Annotated in this window: 24 protein-coding genes; 12 read left to right on the top strand and 12 right to left on the bottom strand. The window is 46.3% G+C overall.

All coding sequences use genetic code 11. The annotated features are described in order from the left end of the window. Nucleotides 1-12: 12 nt before the first annotated feature. A complete protein-coding gene (locus tag BAU14_RS02620) occupies nucleotides 13-1,404 on the top strand; it encodes an oxaloacetate decarboxylase subunit alpha (protein ID WP_161898531.1) in 1,392 nt (463 codons plus the stop codon). 356 nt (nucleotides 1,405-1,760) lie between these two features. Here the strand turns inward: BAU14_RS02620 and BAU14_RS02615 are convergent, their stop codons facing one another. The 3 genes from BAU14_RS02615 to BAU14_RS02605 all read right to left on the bottom strand — a co-directional run bounded on the left by BAU14_RS02615 (nucleotide 1,761) and on the right by BAU14_RS02605 (nucleotide 3,403). Next, on the bottom strand, nucleotides 1,761-2,078 hold the full coding sequence (locus BAU14_RS02615) for a DUF960 domain-containing protein (protein ID WP_161898530.1): 318 nt from the start codon (nucleotides 2,076-2,078) through the stop codon (nucleotides 1,761-1,763). A 199-nt stretch (nucleotides 2,079-2,277) separates the two neighbouring features. After that, the gene (locus BAU14_RS02610) at nucleotides 2,278-2,469 is read right to left on the bottom strand and encodes a hypothetical protein (protein ID WP_161898529.1); all 192 of its coding nucleotides are present in this window, start codon (nucleotides 2,467-2,469) and stop codon (nucleotides 2,278-2,280) included. Nucleotides 2,470-2,782: 313 nt separating this feature from the next. Next, nucleotides 2,783-3,403 (bottom strand): 50S ribosomal protein L25/general stress protein Ctc, encoded by a 621-nt coding sequence (locus BAU14_RS02605; RefSeq protein WP_161898528.1) that lies wholly within the window; start codon nucleotides 3,401-3,403, stop codon nucleotides 2,783-2,785. Between the two features lie 347 nt (nucleotides 3,404-3,750). On the opposite strand from BAU14_RS02605, the gene BAU14_RS02600 reads away from it, so the two are divergent. The 8 genes from BAU14_RS02600 (at nucleotide 3,751) to BAU14_RS02565 (ending at nucleotide 11,513) form a co-directional block, all read left to right on the top strand. Further along, nucleotides 3,751-4,473 carry a 16S rRNA pseudouridine(516) synthase gene (locus tag BAU14_RS02600; protein WP_161898527.1) on the top strand — a complete coding sequence of 241 codons (723 nt, stop codon included), beginning with the start codon at nucleotides 3,751-3,753 and terminating at the stop codon, nucleotides 4,471-4,473. A 16-nt stretch (nucleotides 4,474-4,489) separates the two neighbouring features. Continuing rightward, nucleotides 4,490-5,173 carry a YjjG family noncanonical pyrimidine nucleotidase gene (locus tag BAU14_RS02595; protein WP_161898526.1) on the top strand — a complete coding sequence of 228 codons (684 nt, stop codon included), beginning with the start codon at nucleotides 4,490-4,492 and terminating at the stop codon, nucleotides 5,171-5,173. A gap of 129 nt (nucleotides 5,174-5,302) precedes the next feature. Then, entirely contained in the window at nucleotides 5,303-5,932 is a 630-nt protein-coding gene (gene udk, locus BAU14_RS02590) for a uridine kinase (RefSeq protein WP_161898525.1), read from the top strand. A 146-nt stretch (nucleotides 5,933-6,078) separates the two neighbouring features. Beyond that, the gene (locus BAU14_RS02585; protein WP_161898524.1) at nucleotides 6,079-6,924 is read left to right on the top strand and encodes a YitT family protein; all 846 of its coding nucleotides are present in this window, start codon (nucleotides 6,079-6,081) and stop codon (nucleotides 6,922-6,924) included. Nucleotides 6,925-6,953: 29 nt separating this feature from the next. Then, nucleotides 6,954-7,688, top strand: a complete 735-nt coding sequence (locus BAU14_RS02580) for a GntR family transcriptional regulator, LSA1692 subfamily (protein ID WP_161898523.1) — start codon at nucleotides 6,954-6,956, stop codon at nucleotides 7,686-7,688. Further along, on the top strand, nucleotides 7,685-9,052 hold the full coding sequence (locus tag BAU14_RS02575; RefSeq protein ID WP_161898522.1) for a Sapep family Mn(2+)-dependent dipeptidase: 1,368 nt from the start codon (nucleotides 7,685-7,687) through the stop codon (nucleotides 9,050-9,052). The genes BAU14_RS02580 and BAU14_RS02575 overlap by 4 nt, the downstream gene beginning before the upstream one ends. 126 nt (nucleotides 9,053-9,178) lie before the next feature. Further along, nucleotides 9,179-10,126, top strand: coding sequence for a N(4)-(beta-N-acetylglucosaminyl)-L-asparaginase (locus BAU14_RS02570; RefSeq protein ID WP_161898521.1), 948 nt, complete (start codon nucleotides 9,179-9,181; stop codon nucleotides 10,124-10,126). Between the two features lie 430 nt (nucleotides 10,127-10,556). Beyond that, on the top strand, nucleotides 10,557-11,513 hold the full coding sequence (locus tag BAU14_RS02565; RefSeq protein WP_420022073.1) for a Gfo/Idh/MocA family protein: 957 nt from the start codon (nucleotides 10,557-10,559) through the stop codon (nucleotides 11,511-11,513). A gap of 223 nt (nucleotides 11,514-11,736) precedes the next feature. Here BAU14_RS02565 and BAU14_RS02560 read toward each other — a convergent pair whose 3' ends face one another. Then, complete coding sequence (locus tag BAU14_RS02560; RefSeq protein ID WP_161898519.1) at nucleotides 11,737-13,071, bottom strand: sensor histidine kinase; 1,335 nt, start codon at nucleotides 13,069-13,071, stop codon at nucleotides 11,737-11,739. 75 nt (nucleotides 13,072-13,146) lie between these two features. Next, nucleotides 13,147-13,824 (bottom strand): response regulator transcription factor, encoded by a 678-nt coding sequence (locus BAU14_RS02555; protein ID WP_161898518.1) that lies wholly within the window; start codon nucleotides 13,822-13,824, stop codon nucleotides 13,147-13,149. A 337-nt stretch (nucleotides 13,825-14,161) separates the two neighbouring features. Between BAU14_RS02555 and BAU14_RS02550 the strand changes: the two genes are divergently transcribed. From BAU14_RS02550 to BAU14_RS02540, 3 genes are all read left to right on the top strand, one after another. Beyond that, nucleotides 14,162-15,697: an ABC transporter permease gene (locus BAU14_RS02550; protein ID WP_161898517.1), complete on the top strand. Its 1,536-nt coding sequence runs from the start codon at nucleotides 14,162-14,164 to the stop codon at nucleotides 15,695-15,697. A gap of 58 nt (nucleotides 15,698-15,755) precedes the next feature. Further along, a complete protein-coding gene (locus BAU14_RS02545; protein ID WP_161898516.1) occupies nucleotides 15,756-16,418 on the top strand; it encodes an ABC transporter ATP-binding protein in 663 nt (220 codons plus the stop codon). 304 nt (nucleotides 16,419-16,722) lie between these two features. Then, nucleotides 16,723-17,178 (top strand): YaiI/YqxD family protein, encoded by a 456-nt coding sequence (locus BAU14_RS02540; RefSeq protein ID WP_161898515.1) that lies wholly within the window; start codon nucleotides 16,723-16,725, stop codon nucleotides 17,176-17,178. A 216-nt stretch (nucleotides 17,179-17,394) separates the two neighbouring features. Here BAU14_RS02540 and BAU14_RS02535 read toward each other — a convergent pair whose 3' ends face one another. The 7 genes from BAU14_RS02535 to BAU14_RS02505 all read right to left on the bottom strand — a co-directional run bounded on the left by BAU14_RS02535 (nucleotide 17,395) and on the right by BAU14_RS02505 (nucleotide 24,376). After that, nucleotides 17,395-18,210: an RnfABCDGE type electron transport complex subunit B gene (locus tag BAU14_RS02535; RefSeq protein ID WP_161898514.1), complete on the bottom strand. Its 816-nt coding sequence runs from the start codon at nucleotides 18,208-18,210 to the stop codon at nucleotides 17,395-17,397. Nucleotides 18,211-18,225: 15 nt separating this feature from the next. Then, nucleotides 18,226-18,816, bottom strand: a complete 591-nt coding sequence (locus BAU14_RS02530) for an electron transport complex protein RnfA (protein WP_161898513.1) — start codon at nucleotides 18,814-18,816, stop codon at nucleotides 18,226-18,228. Beyond that, on the bottom strand, nucleotides 18,807-19,502 hold the full coding sequence (rsxE, locus tag BAU14_RS02525) for an electron transport complex subunit RsxE (protein WP_161898512.1): 696 nt from the start codon (nucleotides 19,500-19,502) through the stop codon (nucleotides 18,807-18,809). Before rsxE ends, BAU14_RS02530 begins: the two co-directional genes overlap by 10 nt. A gap of 2 nt (nucleotides 19,503-19,504) precedes the next feature. Beyond that, nucleotides 19,505-20,068, bottom strand: a complete 564-nt coding sequence (locus BAU14_RS02520) for an FMN-binding protein (protein WP_161898511.1) — start codon at nucleotides 20,066-20,068, stop codon at nucleotides 19,505-19,507. Further along, entirely contained in the window at nucleotides 20,065-21,018 is a 954-nt protein-coding gene (locus BAU14_RS02515; RefSeq protein WP_161898510.1) for an RnfABCDGE type electron transport complex subunit D, read from the bottom strand. Before BAU14_RS02515 ends, BAU14_RS02520 begins: the two co-directional genes overlap by 4 nt. Continuing rightward, nucleotides 21,015-22,343, bottom strand: coding sequence for an electron transport complex subunit RsxC (rsxC, locus tag BAU14_RS02510; RefSeq protein WP_202622148.1), 1,329 nt, complete (start codon nucleotides 22,341-22,343; stop codon nucleotides 21,015-21,017). The genes BAU14_RS02515 and rsxC overlap by 4 nt, the downstream gene beginning before the upstream one ends. Before the next feature lie 284 nt (nucleotides 22,344-22,627). After that, nucleotides 22,628-24,376: an ABC1 kinase family protein gene (locus BAU14_RS02505; RefSeq protein ID WP_161898508.1), complete on the bottom strand. Its 1,749-nt coding sequence runs from the start codon at nucleotides 24,374-24,376 to the stop codon at nucleotides 22,628-22,630. Nucleotides 24,377-24,510 lie beyond the last annotated feature (134 nt).

Genomic DNA, 24,510 nt, shown 5'->3' with positions numbered 1-24,510 from the left:
GGGGCACTCGCGATGACAAAAACGATACGATTTATGGAGACAGTCTTACGAGACGGCCAGCAGAGTCAGATCGCTACTCGGATGCCCACCAGTGACATGCTGCCGATTTTGAAGACGATGGATGAAGCAGGCTTTTATGCGCTGGAAATGTGGGGGGGCGCCACCTTTGATTCCTGCCTGCGCTTTTTGAATGAGGACCCGTGGGAACGTCTACGCAAGATTCGTTCTGAAATCAAAAATGCCAAGCTGCAAATGCTGCTGCGAGGCCAGAATTTATTGGGTTACAAAAATTATGCTGATGATGTGGTACGGGAATTTGTGACTAAATCAATCGCAAACGGCATTGATGTGGTTCGAGTCTTTGATGCATTGAACGACACGCGTAATTTGCGGACTTCCGTTGAAGCCTGTAAGGAAGCGGGAGGCCATTGCCAGACCGCAATTTGTTACACCACCAGTGATTTTCACACAGTGGATTATTTTGTTAAATTGACCAAGGAGATGGCTGCGTTAGGTGCAGATTCTATCTGTATCAAAGACATGGCTGGCGTGCTGACCCCAGGAACGGGATTTGAGTTAGTGAGCCGCATCAAAGAGGCAGTGGATCTGCCACTACAGGTGCATACCCATGCCACTGCCGGAATCAGCGAAATGACCTATCTGAAATGTGCCGAAGCCGGTGCGGACATCATTGATACCTGTATCTCTTCTTTTTCCGGTGGAACCAGTCAGCCGGCAACAGAGTCGGTGGCTATCGCATTGGAGGGAATGGGGTTTGTTACTGGATTAAAGCAAGACAAGCTGGAGACGATTGCAGATCATTTCGACCCAGTACGGGATCGTTTTCGAAAAGAAGGACTGTTGAATCCTAAAGTCAAAGACACGGAGCCAAAGTCTTTGGTGTATCAAGTGCCTGGCGGTATGTTGTCCAATCTCTTGAGCCAGCTGACAGAACAAGGCAATGCTGACAAATATGAACAAGTTTTAAAAGAAGTGCCGAAAGTTCGGGCGGATCTAGGTTATCCGCCGCTGGTCACCCCCTTGTCGCAAATGGTAGGGACTCAGGCACTGATGAATGTGTTGTCTGGTGAGCGCTATAAACTGATACCAAAAGAAATCAAAGACTACGTGAAAGGCCTGTACGGCAAACCACCGGTAGCCATTGCGCCGGAGATGGTCAAAAAAATTATCGGGGATGAGCCCGTCCAAGCCCTGCGTCCTGCTGATCTCCTGCCGCCTGAAATGCCAGGCTTTGAAGCGGCGATAAAAAAATACGCCCGCTCCACTGAAGATGTTTTGAGCTATGCGGTATTCCCACAACAAGCCAAAGACTTTCTTGGTCGTCGGGAAGATCCATTTTACGATGTGCCGGTGCAACAGGTGGCCGTCCATTTAGAAGTCTGAAAGCCAAAGGGAATGTGACATAAGTAATTTCCAAGTGCTAAACAGCGGCTGTTTAACCACAATTAATAAAAAGTATACGGATGAGGAAAAAAATGTGACGATCTTGATGTCTTAGTCCGTAGAGAGAACATTACCATACGTGTCAAGAGAAAAAAGTGAATTAGGCTGACTTCCCTTGATGAAATCAAGGGAAGTCAGCCTTTGAAATTTTTAGCAATGAAAAGCCGATTATCTTCCAATGATTCTAATGGAAGATAATCGGCTTTTGCTTGCGGCTCACGTTTGGTAGTGTTCGGTTCGTAGGACGGTGGCTCAACTATTGCCACATTTCCTTTTGGATAGTCCGCTTCAACAGATTAATTGGTTTCACTTGGTAGTAAGATTGTTTGCCGGCTACCATCATCATAGGCATAGACTTCTTTGGGAAGATCGGCAGAATAAGGGAATGGCAAATCTATAGCCATTTCTACTTCACTGTCTTCTTGAGAAAAGTGCATCGTGACCTGACCGTTATTGTCAATCAAATCAAAGGTAATCAAATTATTCAATGGGATCACACCTTTTAGATCCAGATCAATAATCACCCAGATGCTGTCGATGAGTTCACCCGGCATACTGGAGACGATGCCCACGGAGGCATAACGGCTACGGTGACTGTCAAATACTTCGTACATAAAAAAACCTCCCGGATATGATGAAGAGCTGAACGTGGCGCAGGCCCTTTCTCGCTCTTGCAACATCTTTAAATTCACACTTATTAAAAGAAAGCAGGGTTTCTACCAATATGATACTTGAAACCTGCTAAAATGGGAAAGAAATTGTCTTGTTGTTTAAAAATGTACAAAATCATCGCAGACCAAAACTTTAGCTAGGTTACTTTCCGTCTTCTGATAAATGCTTACGACAATACAGATAAAAAAGCAGGCCAACGACTGTTCCTGATAACTGAAGGGCAGCCACTCCATCAAAACGCCGCTCTACGATTAGACGATAACCCAGCAACAATAAAAAAGCGACTATTAAAATTAAACTAATGCTGATCCAAAAATTCCAAAACTTTTTCATAAAAGCTCCTCTTTAACCTAAGAAACGACACCTGCCAGAAACTTTTCTTTATTTAAGTGTAACCTGTCAGTATGTATCTACAAAGAGATAAATATCGTTATGATTGAAGGCTTTCCTCTCAGCGACGACGTTTTTTTAAGGGACCTTTGATAGGAAAAATGGGCTTTTCTTGGAAGGATGATTGAATTGGCGACAAGCCAAAATAGGCGACCAGCTTGAGATTTTTCTCAAAAAAGTATCTTCGTAAAAAAAGCCTGCGTCGAAAGGGATTCGACGCAGGACCAGTTTATTGATTTAATTGGTTGCAGAAAAGTTATTCGGCTTCTTTTTCACCGATTACCTCTGGTTGTGGGCTTTCACCGGCTTCATCATCTGCTGGTTCTTCAGCTTGTGGTTCCATGATGGCAACGATTTGTTCTTCACCGTCTGTTACGATGGTGTAGTCGGCAGCTTTTGGCAGATCAGCTACTGTCAATGAGTCACCGATTTCCAAATTGGTGATGTCTACTTCTACCCGTTCAGGCAGTTTGTCTGGTGTAGCAGATACCACGACGCTGTACAGGTTTTGGGCAACGACACCGCCGGATTTGGCACCGACAGATTCACCCACCAGCAGAACTTCTGCTTCTACTTCGGTTTCTTCTGTCATATTTACAGACAAGAATTCTACGTGAGTCAACGCACGAGTAAAGGTATCTGCTTGGGTTTGTTTGATCAGTGTATTGACTTTTTTACCGTCAACATTCATAGTGATTACGGTATTGGCACCATGTTCCCGCAGGATTTTTTCCAAATCAGCTGCTGAAACGGCTATTGGTGTACTTTCTACTTGGTAGCCATTGATAATGGCAGGAACTTTTCCTTCATGACGCAATTGATTGCGTAGGAAACGGGGACGTACGGGTCTCTTTTCAACTGTTAATGATACTGACATAACTAAATTCCTCCTAAATTTGTTTGCCACAGGGGCATTCATTTTTAAAAGCAAATCTCGTTACTCTGCACATCTCAGTGGTGCGTACAAAAAGTACACAAAAAAGGTAGTTGAGGACACAACTACCCAGCTTAAAGTCAAGTTCAACTTCGCCACCAGGCATAACACTGTGTGAGCAAGATGTATTTACTTTACTAATTAACCTTAGGACGATTTTTCAATTAAGTCAAGGGAAGTGCTGTCGGCGCTTTTCAATAATCAAAAATATCAGTGCTTTTTTTCGCAGAGAAAAGCTCTGTCAGCGTGGTCAGCACAGGCTGCAATCCAGATAAGAAGAGGGGCAAAAAATGCGTTTGGACAAATTGATCGAAGCGGAACTGAAAACCAGCCGCAAGACATTAAAGCGGCTTTTTTTAACTGGACAAGTGCGAATTGATGGTCAACGAGAACTTCAAGAAAACCGCAACGTGGATTCTCGACTTCATAAGATTGAGGTTGCCGGTCGTCAATTAGTGACCAATGATGTCTATTTTTTGATGAACAAACCGGCAGGAGTCGTCACTGCCAACCGCGATGGCGAACATCAGACAGTGGTGGATTTATTGAATGCTGCGGATCGCCTGGCAGGAATTTATGCTGTTGGTCGGCTGGATCGTGATACCGAAGGACTGTTATTGCTGACCAATAATGGCCAGTTGGGTTTTGAACTACTGCATCCTTCGCGGAAGGTGAGTAAAACTTACGAAGCAGTCGTGAACGCAAAAGTGACTGAAACCGATGTAGCAGCCTTTGCCAAAGGGATTGTCTTTGACGGTGGTGAAGTCTGCAAGCCGGCGGAACTGAAACCGCTGTGCTATGATGAGAAAAGAGGCTGCAGCCGTGTCCAGCTGACTATCACCGAGGGCAAATTTCATCAAGTGAAGAAGATGTTTTTAGCTTGCGGTAAAAAAGTCATCTATTTACAGCGAAGGAACATGGGGCCGTTGCAGCTGCCCAAAGAGTTGCAAACAGGCAGCTACCGCGAACTTTCTGAAGCAGAACTTCAAAAGTTAAAGCCTTATTTTAGATAAGAAGAGAGTGAACAAGATGAATTATCGTAATCTGCTATTTGACGTGGACGATACCCTGTTGGATTTTAAAGCAGCGGAAGACCAGGCATTGAAGCAGCTTTTCGCAGAGACGGGAGTTGATTGGTCTCAAGACTTAAAAGAACGTTACCAGGCAGTGAATCATCAACTGTGGCAGGAATTTGAACAAGGACAGCTTTCCCGAGACGAGGTGACCGGCGGACGTTTTGGGCGCTTTTTTGCCACCCTCGACCGAGAAGTAGACAGTCAGGCAATGGATCGCCAGTACCGCTACTATTTAGCTCAAGGCAGCCAACTGTTGGAAAATAGTAAGGAAATCGTTGCTGACTTGGCAAAAAAAGCGGATTTGTACGTAGTAACCAACGGTGTCTCTGAGACACAGTATAGCCGTTTGCGGGCAGCTGGACTCTTGCCTTATTTTAAAGATATTTTTGTTTCTGAAGATACTGGCTATCAAAAACCGATGCGGGAGTATTTTGACTTTGTTTTCAAACGAATCCCTAATTTTGAAAAGCAACAGACTTTGATTATCGGTGATTCATTGACCTCTGATATCAAAGGCGGACAGACGTCGGGCATTGATACTGTGTGGCTCAATCCACACGCACAGCCGTTATTGCCGATGATTCGACCAACCTATGAGATTCGCCACTTGCAGGAACTTTATCAAATCTTATCTTGATTGCCTGCTGCAGGCCCTTGTTGACGACGTTTTCTTGTAAAAGTTCTGTTTCTTTCATGGAAAAACATAGCTTTTTCCCGGCTTTTTATTATAATGTTACGTAGCCTATAATTAAAAAGGAGAAACCACATGCCAGAAACCAAACCCATCCTAATCGGGGTCACCGGCGGCTCCGGGAGCGGTAAGACCAGCGTCAGCCGAGCAATCTTCAACAACTTTCCTGATCATTCCATCATGATGCTTGAACAGGATTCTTATTACAAAGACCAATCAGAGCTCAGTTTTGAGGAGCGGCTGAACACGAACTACGACCATCCTTTTGCCTTTGACACCGATCTGTTGATCGCCCATATTGAAAAACTGATGAGTTATGAAGCGATTGAAAAGCCGGTTTACGATTATGTGGCTCATACCCGTTCGACGGCGACAATCTTGCAAGAGCCCAAAGAAGTCATTATCTTAGAAGGGATTTTGATTTTGGAAGACGAGCGCCTGCGAGATTTGATGGATATCAAGATCTACGTCGATACTGACGATGATATTCGGATTATTCGTCGTATCAAACGAGACATGGAGGAACGAGGACGCACACTGGATTCGGTCATTGACCAATACTTGTCAGTAGTCAAACCCATGTATCACCAGTTCATCGAGCCAACTAAGCGCTACGCCGATATCATCGTACCGGAAGGCGGCGAAAATCACGTCGCCATCGATCTAATCGCGACAAAGGTTGGAACTTTTTTGAATCATGACTAATCAAGATTAAATTCAGGCGTTGTAAGGAGTTGAAACACTCTTTACAACGCTTTTTTGTAAAATTTCGAAAGCGTTTTTAAAATTTGTTGATAGTATATACCGAATAGTATATACTAAATTTCAAAAGATGAACAAGGAAGGTAACTATGGATAAAGGTGTAGGGCGCAAGTTGTTGGTGGCGCTAGCGTATAGTGTGATCTCGTCAGTGGGCTTGAATATGTTCTGGTTGCCAGGAAACATCTACGCAAATGGGATTACTGGTTTGTCACAACTCTTGGTTCAAGTGCTGGAAGATCAGCTGGGGATTCAATTGACGATTCCGGCGTTGGTATTGGTGTTCAATTTGCCATTATTAGCTATCGCCTGGCAAAAAATTGATCGGAAGTTTACCTTGTACACGGTTTTTGCTGTAGTGGTGACGTCCTTTGTAATGAAGCTGGTACCGGTAATTACTTTGACTACTGATCCGGTAATTTGTGCGGTATTTGGCGGGGTGCTCCACGGATTTTCAGTGGGGCTGACTTTGAACAGCGACTTTTCTACTGGCGGTTTGGACATTATTGGTATTTTGGTGAAAAAGGCAACGGGTCGAAGTATCGGCAGTTTTTTTATTGCCTTTAACGTGACCTTGCAGTTTTTCGCAGGATTGCTGTATGGGTGGCAATTTGCCTTTTACAGTGCTGCCGCCGTTTTTATCAGCGGACGGGTGGTAGATTATGTGAATGCCAAGCAAAAACGGGTCCAGCTGATGATCGTAACAGAGCATTCCCAGCAGGTAGCCGGCTCGTTGCAAGCGAGCTTGACGCGGGGAATTACGATTATCAATGATGTGGAGGGTGCCTTCGATCATCAAGAGAAAAAGTTGTTGATGATGGTGGTTTCACAGCGGGAGCTCAAAAAAGTCAAAGAGACGATCCATCAGGCAGACCAGCAGGCGTTTGTTTCAGTGGCTTCTGGGGTGAGCACGAATCGGGTCTTTTATGAGTGGTAAATGGATACAAAAAAGAAAGGGTGAGGCAAATGAAGAAGTTAACAGCCTTTCAACAAGTAGCGGCAGAATTGCGAGAGAAAATCAATAGCGGAAAGTACCAGCCGGGGCAAAAGCTGCCGTCAGAATACGAATTGGCGGAAATCTTTCAAGTGAGTCGTTTGACAGTACGCAAAGCAGTAGCGGTTTTGATTGATGAGCATCTATTGGCAAAAGAACCCGGTAGAGGCACCTACGTGATGCGGCCAAGTAAGATTTCCAGTGGCTCAGGGGGCTTGCAGGGGTTTACTGAAAAGGCATTAGAAGAAGGTCGTGAGCCCCGGACAAAAGTTTTGAGCTGCGAGGTGGCAACAAGGATTCCTGAAAAGGTGACTGCTTTTTTTGGTGAAGAAAGAGCTAATAATCACTTGGAACCGCTGCTGCATCTCAGCCGTCTTCGATTTTTAGAAAATGAACCGATGACAGTGGAAGATTTATACTTGCCACAGCGCTATTTACCAGTTGTGTCTGATGAATTATTAGAAGGTTCTTTGTTTCGTGAGTTGGAAAAACAAGTGGAGATTGGCTACTCTCATCAAGAGGTAGAAGCAGTTTTGGCAGATGAGCAGTTGGCCCAGTTGCTGCATTTGCCTGAGGGGGCGCCACTATTGTTGGTTCATTCCCTCACGTATTCACCAGACGGACGACCAATTTTGTATGATACGTCGTTTTATCGTGCAGACAAATATACCTTTCGAAATACATTGCAGAGGAAGCGGTACCGATGAGAAATTATAAAGAACTGACAGAAAATAATTGGCCGGAATTTCTCGGTGTTTTAAAACAAATGATGCAGATTGCCAGCGTGAAAGGTGAGCCAGCACCGGGGGCACCTTTTGGCAAAGAGCCTCGTCGGGGAATGGACCTGGCAATGACATTAGGGCAGAGCTGGGGCTTTGAAACCGGAGTTGTAAACAACGCGGTAGGCTATGTCCAATGGTCGGGAAAAAACTCGGCTGACGGGCATCAGAAAAAAGCGGTAGCAGCCAACGACGAACCAGACAGAGAATATATTGGAATCGTTGGGCATCTGGATGTGGTGCCGGCAGGGGAAGGTTGGCATTTTCCACCCTTTGATCTGACGGAAAGCGACGGGGTACTTTATGGTCGTGGCATTCTTGACAATAAAGGGCCAATCATGAGCTGCTTTTACGGAATGAAGGTACTTAAAGACGACGGTTTTGTGCCGGATAAAACACTGCGGATTTTATTTGGTACCGACGAGGAGAGTGGAATGTCAGACATTCCTTTGTATCTGGAGCAAGAAGCACCACCAGTATTTGGCTTCACCCCCGACTGCAAATACCCAGTCGTCTATGGGGAGCGGGGCGTGGTAGGAGTGACGATTACCACAGATTTTGAAGCAGCAGAATTGGCCGAATTGTCAGAAGTAGTAGGGGAGCAAAACCGGGCCAGCGTACCTAATCAACTATCAGTGACATTGACCGGTACTGGAGAAACAATCCAAGTCAATGGCAAGCGTTCCCCCAGCAATGCACCGGAACTAGGTGAAAATGCAATTACCCTTTTGGCAGGCAAGCTATCGGCGTGTGAAGCATTGTCCGCTCGGTTACGGGCTTACTTTAGTTGGTTGTACGATAGTTTTCATGAAAAACATTACGGTGAAGGGATCAATCTGGCGTTGGCAGATGCAGATTCTGGAAAGCTGATTTTGACACCGGTCACTTTTCAAAAGCTCAATGACACGCAATTGGCGTTGTCCCTGTCCTTTCGTTATCCGGTGACGGTAACGGAAGCAGAAGTGATAAGCGGTATGCAACAGGCATTGTTTGAGGGGGCGCATTTAGCGGTGACTCGCAGTATGCCGGGGATCATGAAGGACAAAGAAGGGCCGGAAATCCGCAAGCTGACAGCCATCTATGAAGCAGCAACCGGTGCAGATGGCACGCCAGTAACGACTACCGGTGGGACCTATGCCCGCAAGATGCCCAATATCATTGCCTTTGGTCCATCATTTCCGGGGCAAAAAGGAATCGCCCACAACAAAGATGAATACATGGCAGTGGCGGATCTCAAAAAAAATATGGAAATTTACATGGCAGCAATCGAAGCTTTGACCATTAATGACTAATCTGTGCCAGAAAGCTTCAGTAAGAAATGGGTGCTGATTGTCAAAATTAGAGGTTTTGGCGGCTATGGGGAAATCATCAGATAAGCAAATAAATACTTTAAATCGAACAGAAACGAGGAAACAATCATGTGGGGAATTATTGCAACGTGGCGGATGGCTCACGACGGTGTTTTGGCAGCAAAAAAAATGCTGGAGGCGGAGGCTTTTGCCGGGGATGCGATGGAAACGGCCATCAAATCAGTCGAGGATTATCCGTTTTATAAATCAGTCGGCTATGGCGGGTTGCCAAATGAAAACGGCATATTGGAAATGGATGCAGCCTATATGGACGGCGACACGTTTGCTATCGGTGCTGTAGCGGGAATTACAGACGTAGCCAATCCTATTTCAGTAGCACGAAAATTGAGCCATGACAAATTTAACAGCTTTCGCGTCGGTGACGGAGCTACTCAATATGCGATGTTGGAAGGCTTTGAGCGAAAAAACATGTTAACGGAGCGGGCCAAAAAAATCTGGGAAAAGCGCTGTGAAGAAATCGCTAAGACCAATCTGAGTCCTTATGACGGCCACGATACAGTGGGAATGGTCTGTTTGGACAAGCAGGCACGAATGACGGCGGGAACTTCCAGTTCGGGCTTGTTCATGAAGAAAAAAGGACGAGTTGGAGATTCGCCGTTGTCGGGTTCGGGATTTTATGTGGATGCCGAAGTAGGTGGCGCGGCGGCTACCGGTTTGGGAGAAGACTTGATGAAGGGCTGTCTTTCTTATGAAATCGTCCGCTTGATGGCGGCGGGCCTGACGCCACAGCAAGCGTGTGACAAAGCGGTCTACGAGTTTGCGGATACTTTGACTAGACGCTATGGTAAGGCGGGGGCTTTTTCGCTGGTGGCAATGAACAATGAAGGAGCCTGGGGAGTAGCAACCAATGTAGAATTCACCTTCAGCGTGGCAGTAAAAGACGGAACCTGTGGTATATTTATGGCCAATCCGGGACCAGATCATACCACTTTGATCCAACCAATCACACAGGAGTGGCTGGATGCTTATGAAAAGCGGATCAAAGCGCCGGTATAATCTTTTAAAGCGGCTAAAAACAACTGACTCATTGCTAAAGGAGCCCATACAGTAGCTTTTTGGTGAGAAGCAAGGATTGCCAGAATTAATTCGTGAAAAGATTGACAACTGCTGATTTCCTGTTATGATAAACAACATGCGATGAGCCGAAAAGTTGGCTTGATGCCGACGATTCAACCATAGCCGCAACGAGGTTCGCACCTCACCTGCCGGATTTGCAGGGTGGCTGAAGTGAAGGTAGTGGACGACCGGCACTTCTATCACCGTTATGGTGGTATTGGACAAAGCGAGCAGCCTTTGGGTTGCTCGCTTTTTTTGACTTCTGTTCGGGACGGTCTCTTTGCTCTTTGATGGAAGACCCTGTTATACTGAAAAAAACTGAGCTGCTGTTTTATGAAAGTCAGAGCAGTTGGTAAATTTCACGGAGGTGATCCAGATGATCCGTTACGGCATCATCAGTACTGCACAAGTCGTCCCTCGTTTTGTCGCCGGGGTCAAAGAAAGTCAAACAGGGACGGTGGTAGCCATCGCTTCCAGAGGTATTGAAAAAGCGCAGCAAGCCGCAGAAAAACTAGGGATTCCCCAAGCCTATGGCAGTTATGAAGAGCTGTATGCTGACCCTGCTGTTGATATCGTCTATATTGCGACTTACAACAAGGGCCATTATGACGCTGCCAAACAAGCCCTCATTGCCGGTAAGCCGGTGTTGTTGGAAAAGCCCTTCACTTTGAGTGCCGCAGAAGCAAAAGAACTTTTTGAGTTGGCACAACAGCGGGGACTATTTCTGATGGAAGCCCAAAAGTCCCTATTTTTGCCAGTGACACAGGCGGTTCGACAAGCTCTTCGCGAAGGGCGCATTGGCGCAGTAAAGAAAGTGGCTTCGGTTACGTCTTATCCGCATATCGACCACATCACCTGGTTTCATGATCTTTCAGCCGGTGGCGGGGCACTCCATAGTTCTGGCAGCTATCCGCTACAATATATGCAATACATCACTGATCGGAAAATTTCCGCAATCAGTGGCAATGCCATTTTGCCGGCAGGTGAAGGTGATCTGCAGACAGAGCTTTCACTAAAGCTGGCGCAAGATGTGCTGGCAGATATTTTTTTGACGGTGGAATTGGATCTGCCTAGCGGGATGACAGTGTATGGGACGAAAGGCGAGATTCATATTCCCAATTTTTGGAAGACCGATACCGCAACAATTCATACGGCCACCGGAGAAGAAGTCTTATCTTTCCCTTATCAAAGTGAGTTTGTCTATGAAATCACTCATGTGAATGAGTGCCTAGAAAAAGGATTGATTGAAAGTCCGGTAATGACTCATCAGCTGACGCTTGATACGGTAGAAAAAGTAGCCCGTCTCTATCAGCAGTGGCAACAATAAATTGACTATGCTGGAACAAAAAAACGTCTAGTCATCGTCCCCAGAAGCAAACAATAGCAAACGTGAGACTTCAAAAGCCAAGTCGCCTCCACTAAAAAACAGTAGAAGCGACTTGGCTTTTTCTTTTTCTCTTATTTCGTAGGGAAATGCGCCTGCTACGAACTCTGGCACAACTCCTTTTAGGAATTAGTGACAAAGCGGTCTTTTTGATTGCCGGCAAAAGCTATTTGATTGGCAATTTGATACGGAAGCTCACTCCTTGGGGCTGCCAATCGTGAACGGTGATTTTTCCTTTATGAGCGGTAACAATCTGTTTAGCAATCGCCAGACCCAGACCGTAGCCGCCGGTTTCTTTGCCGCGGGCTGGATCGGTTCGGTGAAAACGTTCGAAGATTTGCTTTTTCTCATCATCCGGGATTGAAGGGCCGGAATTTTTGACTTCCAAAAGCCAGTTATCACCACCAGAGATTTCAGATTGCAAGACGATTCTATCACCGGCCACCGTGTATTTTAGGGCATTGTCCAATAAGATCACCAGCAGTTGATGGATCTTGCCTTCATCGGCTGTTACTGGGACTTTGGCAAAATTTTCCACCAGTAAGTGTTTGTCTTCCAGTTGGGCAATTTCTTCAAAGGGTTTGATTAATTCATGAATGAAAGTTTCCGGCGAGAAAGACTGTCTATCCAGTGTTTCCTCATTGGCATCGCTGCGGGCAATGGTCAAAAGGTCGGTGGTCAAGCCGTTCAGTCGGCGGGTTTCGTTTAGCGCTTGGGCGATGCTTTCAGATTCTTCCAAAATGGTGCGATTTGGCTTGGTGAATAAGCGCTGTAGGGAGTTCTGAATGATGGTCAAGGGTGTTCGCAGCTCATGTGAGGCATTTTCAACGAATTCTTGCTGCTTTTGCCAAGCTGCCAAAACGGGTTTCATGTTCTGTTTGGAGATGAAATAACTGATGGCAATAGACAACAACCAAAAGACCACCATACATAAAATCAGGATTGTGCGAAAAGTACTCATCGATTCGGCGATTTGATCGGTATTTTCCAGAAACTGAACATAAGCCACATCGTCGTGGTCGGCATCTGGTAAGGAAATTGTTATTGAGTGGAAAGTCAACTTGGCCCCAGAGTTCTCGTTGCTGGCAACCTTGATTTCAGTGACAGCATTCAATTTTTCAGTATCCAGTTTCAGATTTTGCAGCTCATTGAAGCGGGCACCTAAAACGTCTTTATTCAATACTTTGCCGTCTGCAGACCACAAGACAACTTGAGAGTTGAAACGGTTGTTGGGGCCATTCCCTGATTGAGATTGGGGTGGTCGGGGCATGGTGGTGCCGGGATCTAAAAAAGGGTTGTCTTCTTGATACCGGTCAATTTCAATTTTGATTCGATCAGCATTTTCCGCCATTTGCTTTAAAGATTCATCTGTCTGTCGATAAGCAGAGCTTTGCAGAAGCTGCAAGATGATAAAACCTAATGCCAAGAAGATCGCCGCAAATGCTGCAACATTCAGTAAAAAGAAGTGCAACCGTTGTTTTCGTGACAGTTCATTAGTCAAAAGTGTTCCTCCTCTGATAGGTAGGCTGCAACAAGGACCGAAGGGAAAATTTCATCAAGACACGCGAGTTCGCTGTTACGTGAGACTTTCTAAAATATAGCCGACATTGCGCAGTGTTTTGAACTGCTTGTCCACTCCGCTGGGCTTTAAGTGCTTGCGCAGATGGCTCATATAGACTTCGACAACAGTCAGCGTGGTCTCGGAATCAAAGCCCCAGATTCGGTCAAAAATCTGTTCTTTGGTGATGATGACATCTTTGTTTTGAATGAAGTAGACCAAAAGCTCAAATTCCTTTCCTTGAATGGGCAGTGGTTCATTTTGCCAGGTCACTTCGTTTTTGGATAAATTGCAGGTGAGGGGACCAAAGGCTAAGGTATTTTCTTCGTATAGGCCCAATGAACGTTTCAGTAAAGCTTTGACTCGCAACGTCAATTCTTCTCGATAAAAGGGTTTGGTGAGATAGTCATCGGCCCCTTTTTGAAAGCCGGTCACCTTGTCTTCCAGTCCATCTTTGGCAGTCAGGATCAAAACAGGTGTCTGGATATTTTGCCCCCGCAGTTCTGCCAAAACTTGGTAGCCATTTTTTTCCGGCAGCATCAAATCTAACAAAATCAGATCATATACACCGGTTTCCGCCTCATATAAACCTTCCTCACCGTCATAAGCTTGGGTGATTTCACCGATGGGAGCCAAGATTTCCTTGATGTCCTCAGAAAGGGTTCGCTCATCTTCCACTACTAATAGTTTGATCATCCTTTTCACCTCGTTTTGCGGTCCCAGAGATCGCTGCATCTGTTCTGAATCCATTTTACCATTGTTGCCATAAGAACAGCTTAAATGGCTGTTGGCATATTTTTTTGAAGTTAAGTGACGCTTAAGAAAGGCTTATTAAAGTCGTCGGTATCAAAGAGACGCAGCTTTGTGTTAGCTGATGTTATCTTGATGGCTGTTAACAGCAACGGGATGGCTTAAAAAATTTTTTTATGATTTAAGCTAGGCTTAAGTCGCAGAAAATAAAATGATGCTACTAAAGTCAGATAGCGGTGTCACTAAGCGGAGATGCCGACTTGACTGTAAAGGAGAAATGATTATGAACTTTATCAAACGGGCTTTGCAGAGCTTATGGGCCAAAAAAGGCCGCAGCCTGATCTTAATTGGTGTTTTTTCGGCAATTTTGATCTTTGTTTTAGCAGGGTTGACCATCCGCAGTGCGGCTGATTCTGCGACTGATAATGCCAAAAAGAGCGTTGGTGCGACAGTCACCTTGAGCGCCAATCGACAAAATATGTTCAATCGCGACCAAGACAGTGACAGTAGTGAAGATTCGCGGCCGGATCCCAGCAGTTTTCAGATGACGCCGGTAAATCTTGCAGATGCTGAGAAGATTGCCGCACTATCAGGTGTGAAATCTTATTCTTTTGAAGTCAGCACGTCTGCTTCCAAAGGTGACGACATCGAGCCTATCTCCAGTGAAGATGAAGATGACAGTACCGAAGCCTCTGACGATTCCCAAGAAAGCCAACAAATGGGCGGCTTTGGCGGCATGGGCATGGGTGGCGGCAATATGGGGGGCATGGAGATGGGAGACTTCCAAATCACCGGTGTCTCTTCCAGTGCCGACTACAGCTCGTTTTCTGGTGGCACAGCCAAAATGACCGATGGGGAAGCGTTGACCGCAGAAGATGAAGGAACCGATAACGTGTTAGTGGAATCAGCGTTGGCAGAAGCCAATGACTTGTCAGTCGGCGATACGTTCACTTTGAAAGATGCGGATGACAAAGACGTCAAAGTAACCATCAAAGGAATTTATGAAACATCTGATGCCGGGACATCAATGGGAATGATGTTCAACTTTATGAATCCTGCCAATACGATTTTCTCTTCTTACACATTGGCAAATACGTTGAAAGGCGAGGACGCTGATACTGAAACGATTGATTCCGCAGTGTACAACCTGTCAGACCCCAATGAAATGGATTCTTTTGTAGCAGCTGCCGAAAAATTGATTGATACCGATTCCTTCAGCTTGCAAACCAATGACCAAATGTATCAACAAATGTTGTCACCTTTGAACAATGTATCCAGCTTTGCTAAAAATATCATCATCTTAGTGGCGGCTGCCGGGGTTATTATTTTGACATTGATCGTCATGATGTTGATCCGTGAGCGGAAATATGAAATTGGCGTGCTCTTGTCTCTTGGGGAGGCGCGCAGCAAAGTCGTTTTACAATTTTTCACTGAAGTGGTAGTCTGCATGATTTTTGCCCTGGGAATTGCCTCCGCTAGTGGGAACTTGGTAGGGAATGCTGTGGGTCAGCAATTGCTGGATCAACAGACGGAGACTACTACTGCTGATGCCGCCCAACAAGGACCTGGCGGTGGCGAAATGCCAAGTGGCGGAGAACGTCCAGCAGGTGGCATGGGTATGGCTGGAGGCAGAGGCGGGGGCATGAACTTTGCCAATGCCTTTAGCCAGACAGAAGAAATCAAAGACTTGGATATTACCGTTTCAGCACAGCAAATTGCCGCGTTGGCGGGAATCGGTATCGGCATCAGCCTGATCTCCATCTTGTTGTCCTCAGCGGGGATCTTACGGTTGAATCCGAAGAAAATCCTGATTTCCTGAGTTGCTGGTTCCCATTGTTGCGTTGACACTGATTCTAAAAAGGAAATGAGGAAGTAACATGACATTAACCACCAAAAATTTGGGCTACTGGTACGGGCCAGAAGCGCCTTTGTTCCAACATATCAATCTGACTTTTGAGCCCGGAAAAATTTATGCCATTTTGGGGTCCAGCGGTTCGGGAAAAACGACTTTTCTGTCTTTGATCGCCGGGCTGGATACGCCAAAAGAAGGAGACATCGAGTATAACGACGCTTCCTTGAAAAAAATCGGGTTACGGGAATATCGCCGCAAAGATGTGTCAATCGTTTTTCAGGCCTACAACTTGCTGCCGTATATGTCGGCACTGGACAATGTCATTTGTGCGATGAAAATTGCCGGTACCCAACAAGCGGATCCTAAAGCTTATGCCTTGGGAAATCTAGAAAAATTAGGGCTCACAGCAGACCTGGCTAAAAAGAAAGTCACTCAGCTTTCCGGTGGACAGCAACAAAGGGTCGCCATCGCTCGGGCCCTGTGCTGTGATCACGAGTTGATTGTAGCGGATGAACCTACTGGAAATCTGGATACAGCGACTTCCGCAGACATCGTGAAGCTGTTTCAAGAAATCGCTCATGAACAGAAAAAATGCATTGTCTTGGTCACTCACGAACAAGATGTCGCTGATGCCTGTGACGTAGTTTATGAATTGAAAGATAAAGATTTCCAGATTCGTGCTTCTTGAGAGAGCAAGACCAGGGAAAAGCGGTGAAAATCGCTAGTTAAATCACAAAACCGGTTTGAACAGAGCTTACTAAACAGGCGCTGTTCAAACCGATTTTTTTGGCTTGAAAGAAAGTATCTGACTTGAAGGACGAGCAGGTTGTGCAACTCGCAGCAGTTCTAGCGGCAATTGCTATTTAGACTGGGGCTTACCAGTGAGGCCTTTTTTAAGTAGAAACAGAAAGCAGAGTGGAAATGTCCGGCTGCAAATTTTTCTGCTAAAATAAAAGACAGCAATTACTTAAAGACAGAATGGGGAAAAGACTATGCGATTTATTATCGACGGGGATGGTTCACCGGTGAAAAATGAGGTCATCCAACTGGCGCAAAAATTCCAACTGCCAGTGGTAATCGTCACCAGTGTCGATCATTTCACCAATAAAGAGTATCCGCCTCACGTCAGTTTTATCTATGTGGACAAAGGAGCAGATCGGGCAGATTACCGCATTGTTAAAGAAATCCAACGCGAAGATTGGGTAATTACGCAAGATTACGGACTGGCTTCTTTGGTACTGGGTAAGCAGGCACGGGTTTTTCACCACAGCGGGAAAGAATACACTGCCGCCAATATAGATGAGCTGCTGACCCAACGATTTATGGGAGCCCAGCTGCGAAAAGCCGGGAAACGCACCAAAGGACCCAAACCTTTTACCCTCCAGGATCGGGAACATTTTACTGAAGTGATGACTGAAAATTTGAAAGAAGCAAAAGCAAATAACTAGCAATCAACGCTGTAACGAGTCTTTTTCAAGTAGATGAAAGTGAAGGATATGGGCTTTTCTCGATACAATCACGAGTAGTCAGCAATTGAAAATTTTGAATTTGAAAAGACGACTACCAGCCAGTCATTTTAATGGCAGATAGTCGTTTTTTGGTGTCTCACGTTTGGTATTGTTCGCTTCACAGGACGGTAACTCAACCATTGTCACCGTCGTTTTTTAAGCAGTTACGGCGGTTTTTTTCATGACTTTTACGATACAATCTTGGGGACAGACGGCGATACATTCGCCACAATCGGTGCATTTAGCAAAATCAATGACGGCGACATTGTTCTCAATCGTGATAGCATCAGTGGGACAGGCTTTGACACAGCGGTTGCAAGTGATACAGCCAACTTCGCAAATCTTTCGAACGCTACCTCCTCTATCAAGGTTGCGACAAGCAACTGCTGGTGCACCGGTGATCGGCTTCATGCTGATTAGCTGTTTGGGACAAACGGCAATACATTGCAGACAGCCGACACATTTCAAGGGATCAACTTCAGCCACGCCGTCTACCACGTGGATTGCATCATAGGCGCAGGCTGTCACACAATCACCAAAGCCCATACAGCCGTATTGACAGGATTGCTGTCCACCAAAGATTTGATTAGCCGCGTAACAGGTGGCAGCTCCTTGATAAGTCATTTTCTGGCTTGTCAGACCGCACCGACCATTACAGGCAACAAAGGCAGCGGTGGGACGCAGTTCTGCTGCTTCGACGCCCAAAAGGCTACTGATCTGCTGTCGCACCTCAGCTCCTCCGGGGGCACACAGATTGGCCTCCGCTGTGCCGGCTGCAAGTGCCTTGGCATAGCCATCACAACCTGAAAAACCGCAGGCGCCGCAATTGATTCCGGGAAGAAGATTGCGAACCGCAGCTTCTTTTTCATTAACCGGGACTTGAAAAATAATGGTAGCAATCGATAAACCGACACCGGCAATCAGTCCCAGACCGGAGACGATGGCAACGGGAATTAGGATACTTTCAAACATGCTTCAAGCTCCTTTCTATTTGAACAAGCCTTCTGCCAAGCCGGCGAAGCCCAGAAACGACATGGAAACGATAGCAGCGGCGATAAGGGTGATCGGCATTCCTTGCAGGGCTTCGGGAATATCGGCAGTTTCTAAGCGCTGGCGCACGCCGGCAAAGAGAACCATTGCCAATAAAAAGCCCAGACCAGCTGCTAAGGCATTGATGAGACTTTGTCCGTAGCTGTAATCCTTGGTGAAGTTCAAAATGGTCACTCCGAGAACAGCACAGTTGGTGGTGATTAGCGGCAGATAGATTCCTAAAGCATTGTATAAGGGTGGCAGGTATTTTTTGATGATGACTTCTACTAATTGAACCAAAGCGGCAATTGTCAAGATGAAGACGATGGTCTGCAGATAGTCTAAGCCCAGCGGAACCAAAACCCAGGCGTACAGTGGATAGGTCACCAATGTCGCCAAGAACATGACGAAAGTCACAGCCACCGACATTCCCACAGCGGTGTCCAGTTTTTTAGAAACCCCGAGAAATGGGCAGATTCCTAAAAATTGTGACAAGACAAAGTTATCGGTCAAAATTCCGGCAACTAAAATGGTAATCATCATTTGCATGGTGCGTCACCCTCCTTTTTGGCGGCCGGTTCTTCGATTAACCCGCAAGCATCCGCGATGGGACAAGCACTGCAATCAGGTTCAGCTGCTGGACGATTACTGAGGCGATTGACCAGCATCACCAACATTCCAAAGACGAAAAAGCCGCCAGGAGGCAGTAAAAAGATGGTCATTGGCGTCACGAAATTGGGAGTGATGCTAAAGCCTAGAAAAGTTCCGGCACCGAGGAGTTCCCGAATGCCGCCCATGCACAAAAGAGCTAACGTAAAACCAATGCCCATGCCCAAACCGTCAGCGGCTGAACGCAGCACGGGATTGTCTTTGGCAAAAGCTTCGGCCCGCCCGAGGATGATACAGTTGACCGCAATCAAAGGTAAGTAGATTCCCAAAGTAGCATCGAGGGCCGGCGCTTTGGCTTTGATAATCAGTTGAACCACGGTTACAAAGCCGGCAATAATCGTGATAAAGGCGGGAATTCGAACCTTATCGGGAATGATATTGCGCAAGGCAGAGATGACGATGTTGGACCCAATTAAAACGACTGTCGCAGCGATTCCCATACCTAATCCATTCATGGCACTGGTGGTGACAGCCAGTGTCGGACAAGTTCCCAGCATCAGCCGCAGCACTGGATTTTCTTTGATAATTCCTTTTGAAAAAACCGTAGAAAGTTTTTCTTTTTCCATGGTCACTTACCCTCCTTTGCAAAAGCGTCGTACAGTGCCAATGCTTTAGTCACCGCAGCTGCTACAGCATTGGAAGATCTGGTGGCACCAGTCACGGCCTGAATTTCATCAGCTGCGGCCGGTGTATTTTTTGTGACGGCCGGTGCAGCGGTAATCTCCCGAAATTGTTCCGTAAAGTCTTTGCGGGTGACATTTTGACCAAGTCCCGGTGTTTCTTGTGAGGCATCTAAAATCTCGATACCCGCCACCTGACCAGTAGCGGTGATTGCCGTCATCACAGAAACATCGCTACCGTAGCCGTAAGCTGCCGTGACAGCGATATAGCCAGTTACTTTTTGAGCAGTCAGTGCTTGATAAAACTGCCCTTGTTCATCATTTTCTTTTGTCAGCAGTTGATAATCCTCGGCTTTCAACAGTTTGGACATAGTCTTTCGCTGCTGTTCTTGTTCTTGCTGGAGGATTTCATCAGAAAAGGCATAGCGGGTTCCTGCCACAGCACCGGTCACTACCAGACAGATGACTACCAGACACAAGGTGGCACTCAAGATACTTTTGATAGTCTTCATGAGTGACTCGCCTCCTTTTTGGTTCCGAAAGCTTTGGGAATCGTGTAGCGATCTATCAGGGGCGTGATGATGTTCATCAATAAGATGGCATAAGAAACGCCCTCTGGTAAGGCCGCGTAAAAGCGAATCAAAACAGTAATCAATCCGCAACCAAACGCATAGATTGCCTGACCGACAGCAGTGGTAGGGGACGTGGTGTAATCAGTGGCCATAAAGACTGCCCCTAAGAGCAGCCCGCCGGACATCATTTGAGACAGAGGGTCACCTCCTAAAATTAAGGAAAGAACGCCAACTGTTCCAATAAAAATCAGCGGAATGGTCGGTGTAATGATACGGCGATACAACAGGTAACCAAAGCCCAAAAGCAGCGCCAGTGCTGAAGTTTCCCCTAGACTGCCAGAACGCATCCCAAGAAACATATCCAATAAGGATGGCAGTGGGCCGCCAGTTTGCAGCGCTTGAAAATAGCTGGCAGAGGTTACGACATCTTCGCCATGATGCAAATAATAAAAGGGAGAATTCCAGACGCTCATCGCAGAAGAAAAAGACATCAGCAATACGATGCGAGCCGTAATAGCAGGGTTGACGAAGTTTTGTCCAAGCCCGCCAAAGCATTCTTTAACGATGACGATAGCGACGAATCCGCCAATCGCAGCCATCCATAGGGGAATCGATACGGGCAGATTCAATGCCAAAAGAACCCCGGTAATCACTGCAGTCAGATCATAAATGGAATAAGTGCGTTTCAAAAATCGTCGGAATAAGAATTCACTCAGCACACAGCTGGTCACACAGGTCAAAATCACTAACAGCGAACGGGGACCAAAAATTACAGTGGCCGCGAGTACTGCCGGGACTAATGCCAAAAGCACATCTCTCATGATGGTGACACTAGAAGCACCGCTGTGAAGATGAGGAGATGAGGTGACGATAAGTTTTTCTTCGGTCATTTTTCGGCCTCCTTGACGATGACTTTGCCTTCTCGCATGTATTGCACGAGACGGCGATTGGAGGGGCAAACGAAGGAACAACAACCACATTCCATACATGCAGTTACTTGAAGTTTTTGCAATGATTCGCTGTCCTGATTTTTAAGAGAGCGCTCGATTTCCAATGGCAAAAGATTCATCGGACAGGCACGGGAACAACGACCACAACGGATACAGGCCATTTCTTGCGGCTGTGTGGCCGAGGCTGCGGATAGACAGGTGATCGCATTGGTCTGCTTAGTAATTGGCAACCCCAGATCGAACTGGGCAATTCCCATCATGGGTCCACCCAAAATCAGTTTGGCGTTAGTTTCTTCTTTTAATCCGCCACAAAAGGCCAAGACGTCACTAATTGGCGTTCCCACCGGCACGAGCAGATTTTGCGGCTGGCGGATATTGTCACCTGAGACAGTGACCCGTTTGGCAATCAGGGGGAGCCCGGTATTCAAATAATGTTGAAGCAGTGAAACCGTCGAAATGTTCAAGATCAAACAGCCCACTGCTGCGGGTAAAGCGCCGGGTGGAACTTTACGGCCGGTGCAACCGTAGATCAACATCTTTTCTGCTCCTTGAGGATAACGAGAAGGCAGCGTCATAACTTGAATTTTCTGGGCAATTTCGGGGTCGGGATGCCGCTTGAGAGCCTCAGCCAATGCAGTAATTGCCTGGGGTTTGTTGTCTTCTATGCCAATGATGCCCTTGGAAATTGCCAGTTGCGCCATAATAGTTAGCATTCCGGCGATGATCCGATCGGTGGCTTCCATGGCTTCACGGTAATCGGAGGTGATGTAGGGTTCACATTCGGCACCGTTAATTACTAAGGTATCCAGCGGCTCTTTAGCAGCCAATTTGACATGAAGCGGAAAGCCGGCACCACCGATTCCCACTAAACCACTGGCACGAGCAGCTTGCAATAAATCGTCTTTACTTTGGATGAGAATCGGAGCGGGCTCTTGAAACAAAGTGAATTCTCCATCATTTTCAAGATGCAGTGCGTCAATCATCTGCCCGTTTGCCAAAAGAATGGGTTTAATGCTCTTTATTTTTCCAGAGACCGGCGCATGAAGCGGGGCAGACACGTAAGCATCGGCGTCTGCTAGTAGCTGACCAACTTTTACTGTCTCTTTGGCTTTGACTACCGGCCGCAAAGGGGCACCGATATGCTGTTGCAAAGGCAAAATCAACAGCTTAGGAGCAGGCAGGGGAATCGTTGCTGATTCAGCGGTAGTTTTTTGATGCGGCACTAGAACACCGCCGCAAAATTTTGCGATAGCTTGGGCTAACATAGGTTGTCGTCCCTTCATAAAAATGTATTTTAAAGCGCTGTCTTTATTATAGCTTTCCCATTTGTCAGGAACAACGAGCTTTGTGATGAAAAACGTGTGACTACCCCTTTACGATAGCGTACTAATAGTGATTTTACTGATAATTGAGAATCGTATTCAGTTGCCTTAAGAAACGGATTTTTTCACAGAGTGGAAACGAGATGTAAAAAAATAACCCTTTCCAGGCTGGGAAGGGTTATTTTTAATCAGTTATTTTATTTTGAAAAAGCAAAGAGTGATTCAGGCTATTTTTTGCGCCATTGTCGCCATAAGTGTCGTGCCACGATTAACAGGATGACGGCTAAGGCGACGATATATCCGAAAATCCCCAAACTGTCGGCGAAAACTGCTCCCCGAGCCGGCTCGGCGCTGACCAGTAGCGAAGAACCGATAATCACAGCTGCCAAGATGAGACCAACCATCAACCGATTGACCATTGCTTCAATTCGACCCAGCAGATGCTCTTGTTCTTTGAAGCTCAAAGTCAAATGGGTCTTGCCGCGAGTGAAGGTCTCCAATGCCTGCAGTGAACGGTCCGGTAATTTAGGCAGACTTTTCCCGCTTTTAATCAGATCAAGGCCCAGTCGCTTGGCGGTTTCTGTCACATCAATCTGTTGTAAATAATATTTTTGCGCATAGGGCTGAGTGACTTCCATTAAAGAAAGCTCTGGATCCAACTCCTCAATGACCCCTTCTAACGTGCTGAAGGCTTTAATCAGCATGGTAATCTCGTGAACCATCTGCAGATTATTTTGGTGGCAAATCTGGATGACTTCCCCCAAAACTCGTTGCAAGTCGATATCTTTGATGGCTAAATTGTAGTAGCGATCCAAAAAAACACCTAACTCAGCATAAAAGCGTTCCTCATCAAAAGGACCTTCCACTTTGCAAAGCCGGAGGACCGCATCCCCCAACTGCTGGGCGTCTTGTGTGTACAAAGCCAATAAGGCGTCGATTAACCGAGAACGTAGCTGATCTGGCAACTCTCCCATCATCCCAAAATCCAGATAGATAATCTGAAAAGGCGGCAGAGAAGTTGGGTCCTGCCATTTCAAATGATAATCCACTCCCGCAAAGACGCCGGCGCGCTCTTTGTTGCGAAAAGCCGGTGCCTGAGTCGTAGTTTTTGCCGGAACATGATGAAAAAAGACATTGCCTGGATGCGGGTCGGCGTGGAAAAAGCCATCTTCAAATACTTGTTTCATAAAACTTTCCACCAGCAGCATACCCAGTTCTTTTTTCAACTCTTTAACACTCGTATCGCCAAAAGCAATCTGCTGCGGGTCAGCCTCCAATAGATAGCGCAAACTGCGACCTTCCATAAACTCTAAAATAAGCACCCTGCTCGTACAATATTCTGCATAAACCTTTGGCACCTTCACTTGCTGCCAACCGTTATTCAGCTGATAGAAGCGTTTGGCGTAGGCTGCTTCTTTGGTGAAATCAGTTTCGTCATCCAAGGAGCGACGGACTTCTGCCAAAACACTTTTGACATCTACCACGTTAGATTCCGGAACATAGCGGATCAGGGGAATCGCCTTTTCAAAAAGGGCAAGATCGACATGGATGTCCGCCACGATTCCCGGATGTTGAACTTTAACTACAACTTTTTGTCCCCCATTGAGGATGGCTAAATGTGCTTGACCGATAGAAGCCGAGGCAAAGGCCGTCTCCTGAAATTCCTCGAAGATTACATCAAGGGGCAACTCCCATTCTTGCTCCAATAATACTTTTACTTTGCTGAAATCGTCAGACTTTACATTGTCTTGCAGTGATTTAAAGGCTTGAATATACTCCGGTGATAAAATATCTGTACGTACGGATAAAAGCTGCCCGATTTTGATGAAGGTGGGGCCCAATTCTTCAAAAGCGTCCCGGACCGCCTGAGGATTCGTCTGCTTGGATAGATTTTGCAGGACCTTGTATTTATGAAAGACTGCGATAATCTCTTTTAAACGTTGCGGTTTGGTTTTTGTTTGATCGGTTCCTGTCATAAGACTTCCTCATTTCTTGGGGGGAGTGAGTCGCTAATCCAGACCAGATGCTCCTGGATCAGCCGGCGCTTAGAAGACTGCCAACGCTTCACGGCTTGTTACTTCAATAGTAGAAGATATCGCTGATAATAACA

This window comes from Candidatus Enterococcus leclercqii (genome assembly GCF_009933135.1).
Taxonomy (GTDB): Bacteria; Bacillota; Bacilli; order Lactobacillales; family Enterococcaceae; genus Enterococcus_C; species Enterococcus_C leclercqii.
Note: the sequence above shows the minus strand (reverse complement) of the source record. Positions and strands in the feature narration are given on the sequence as shown.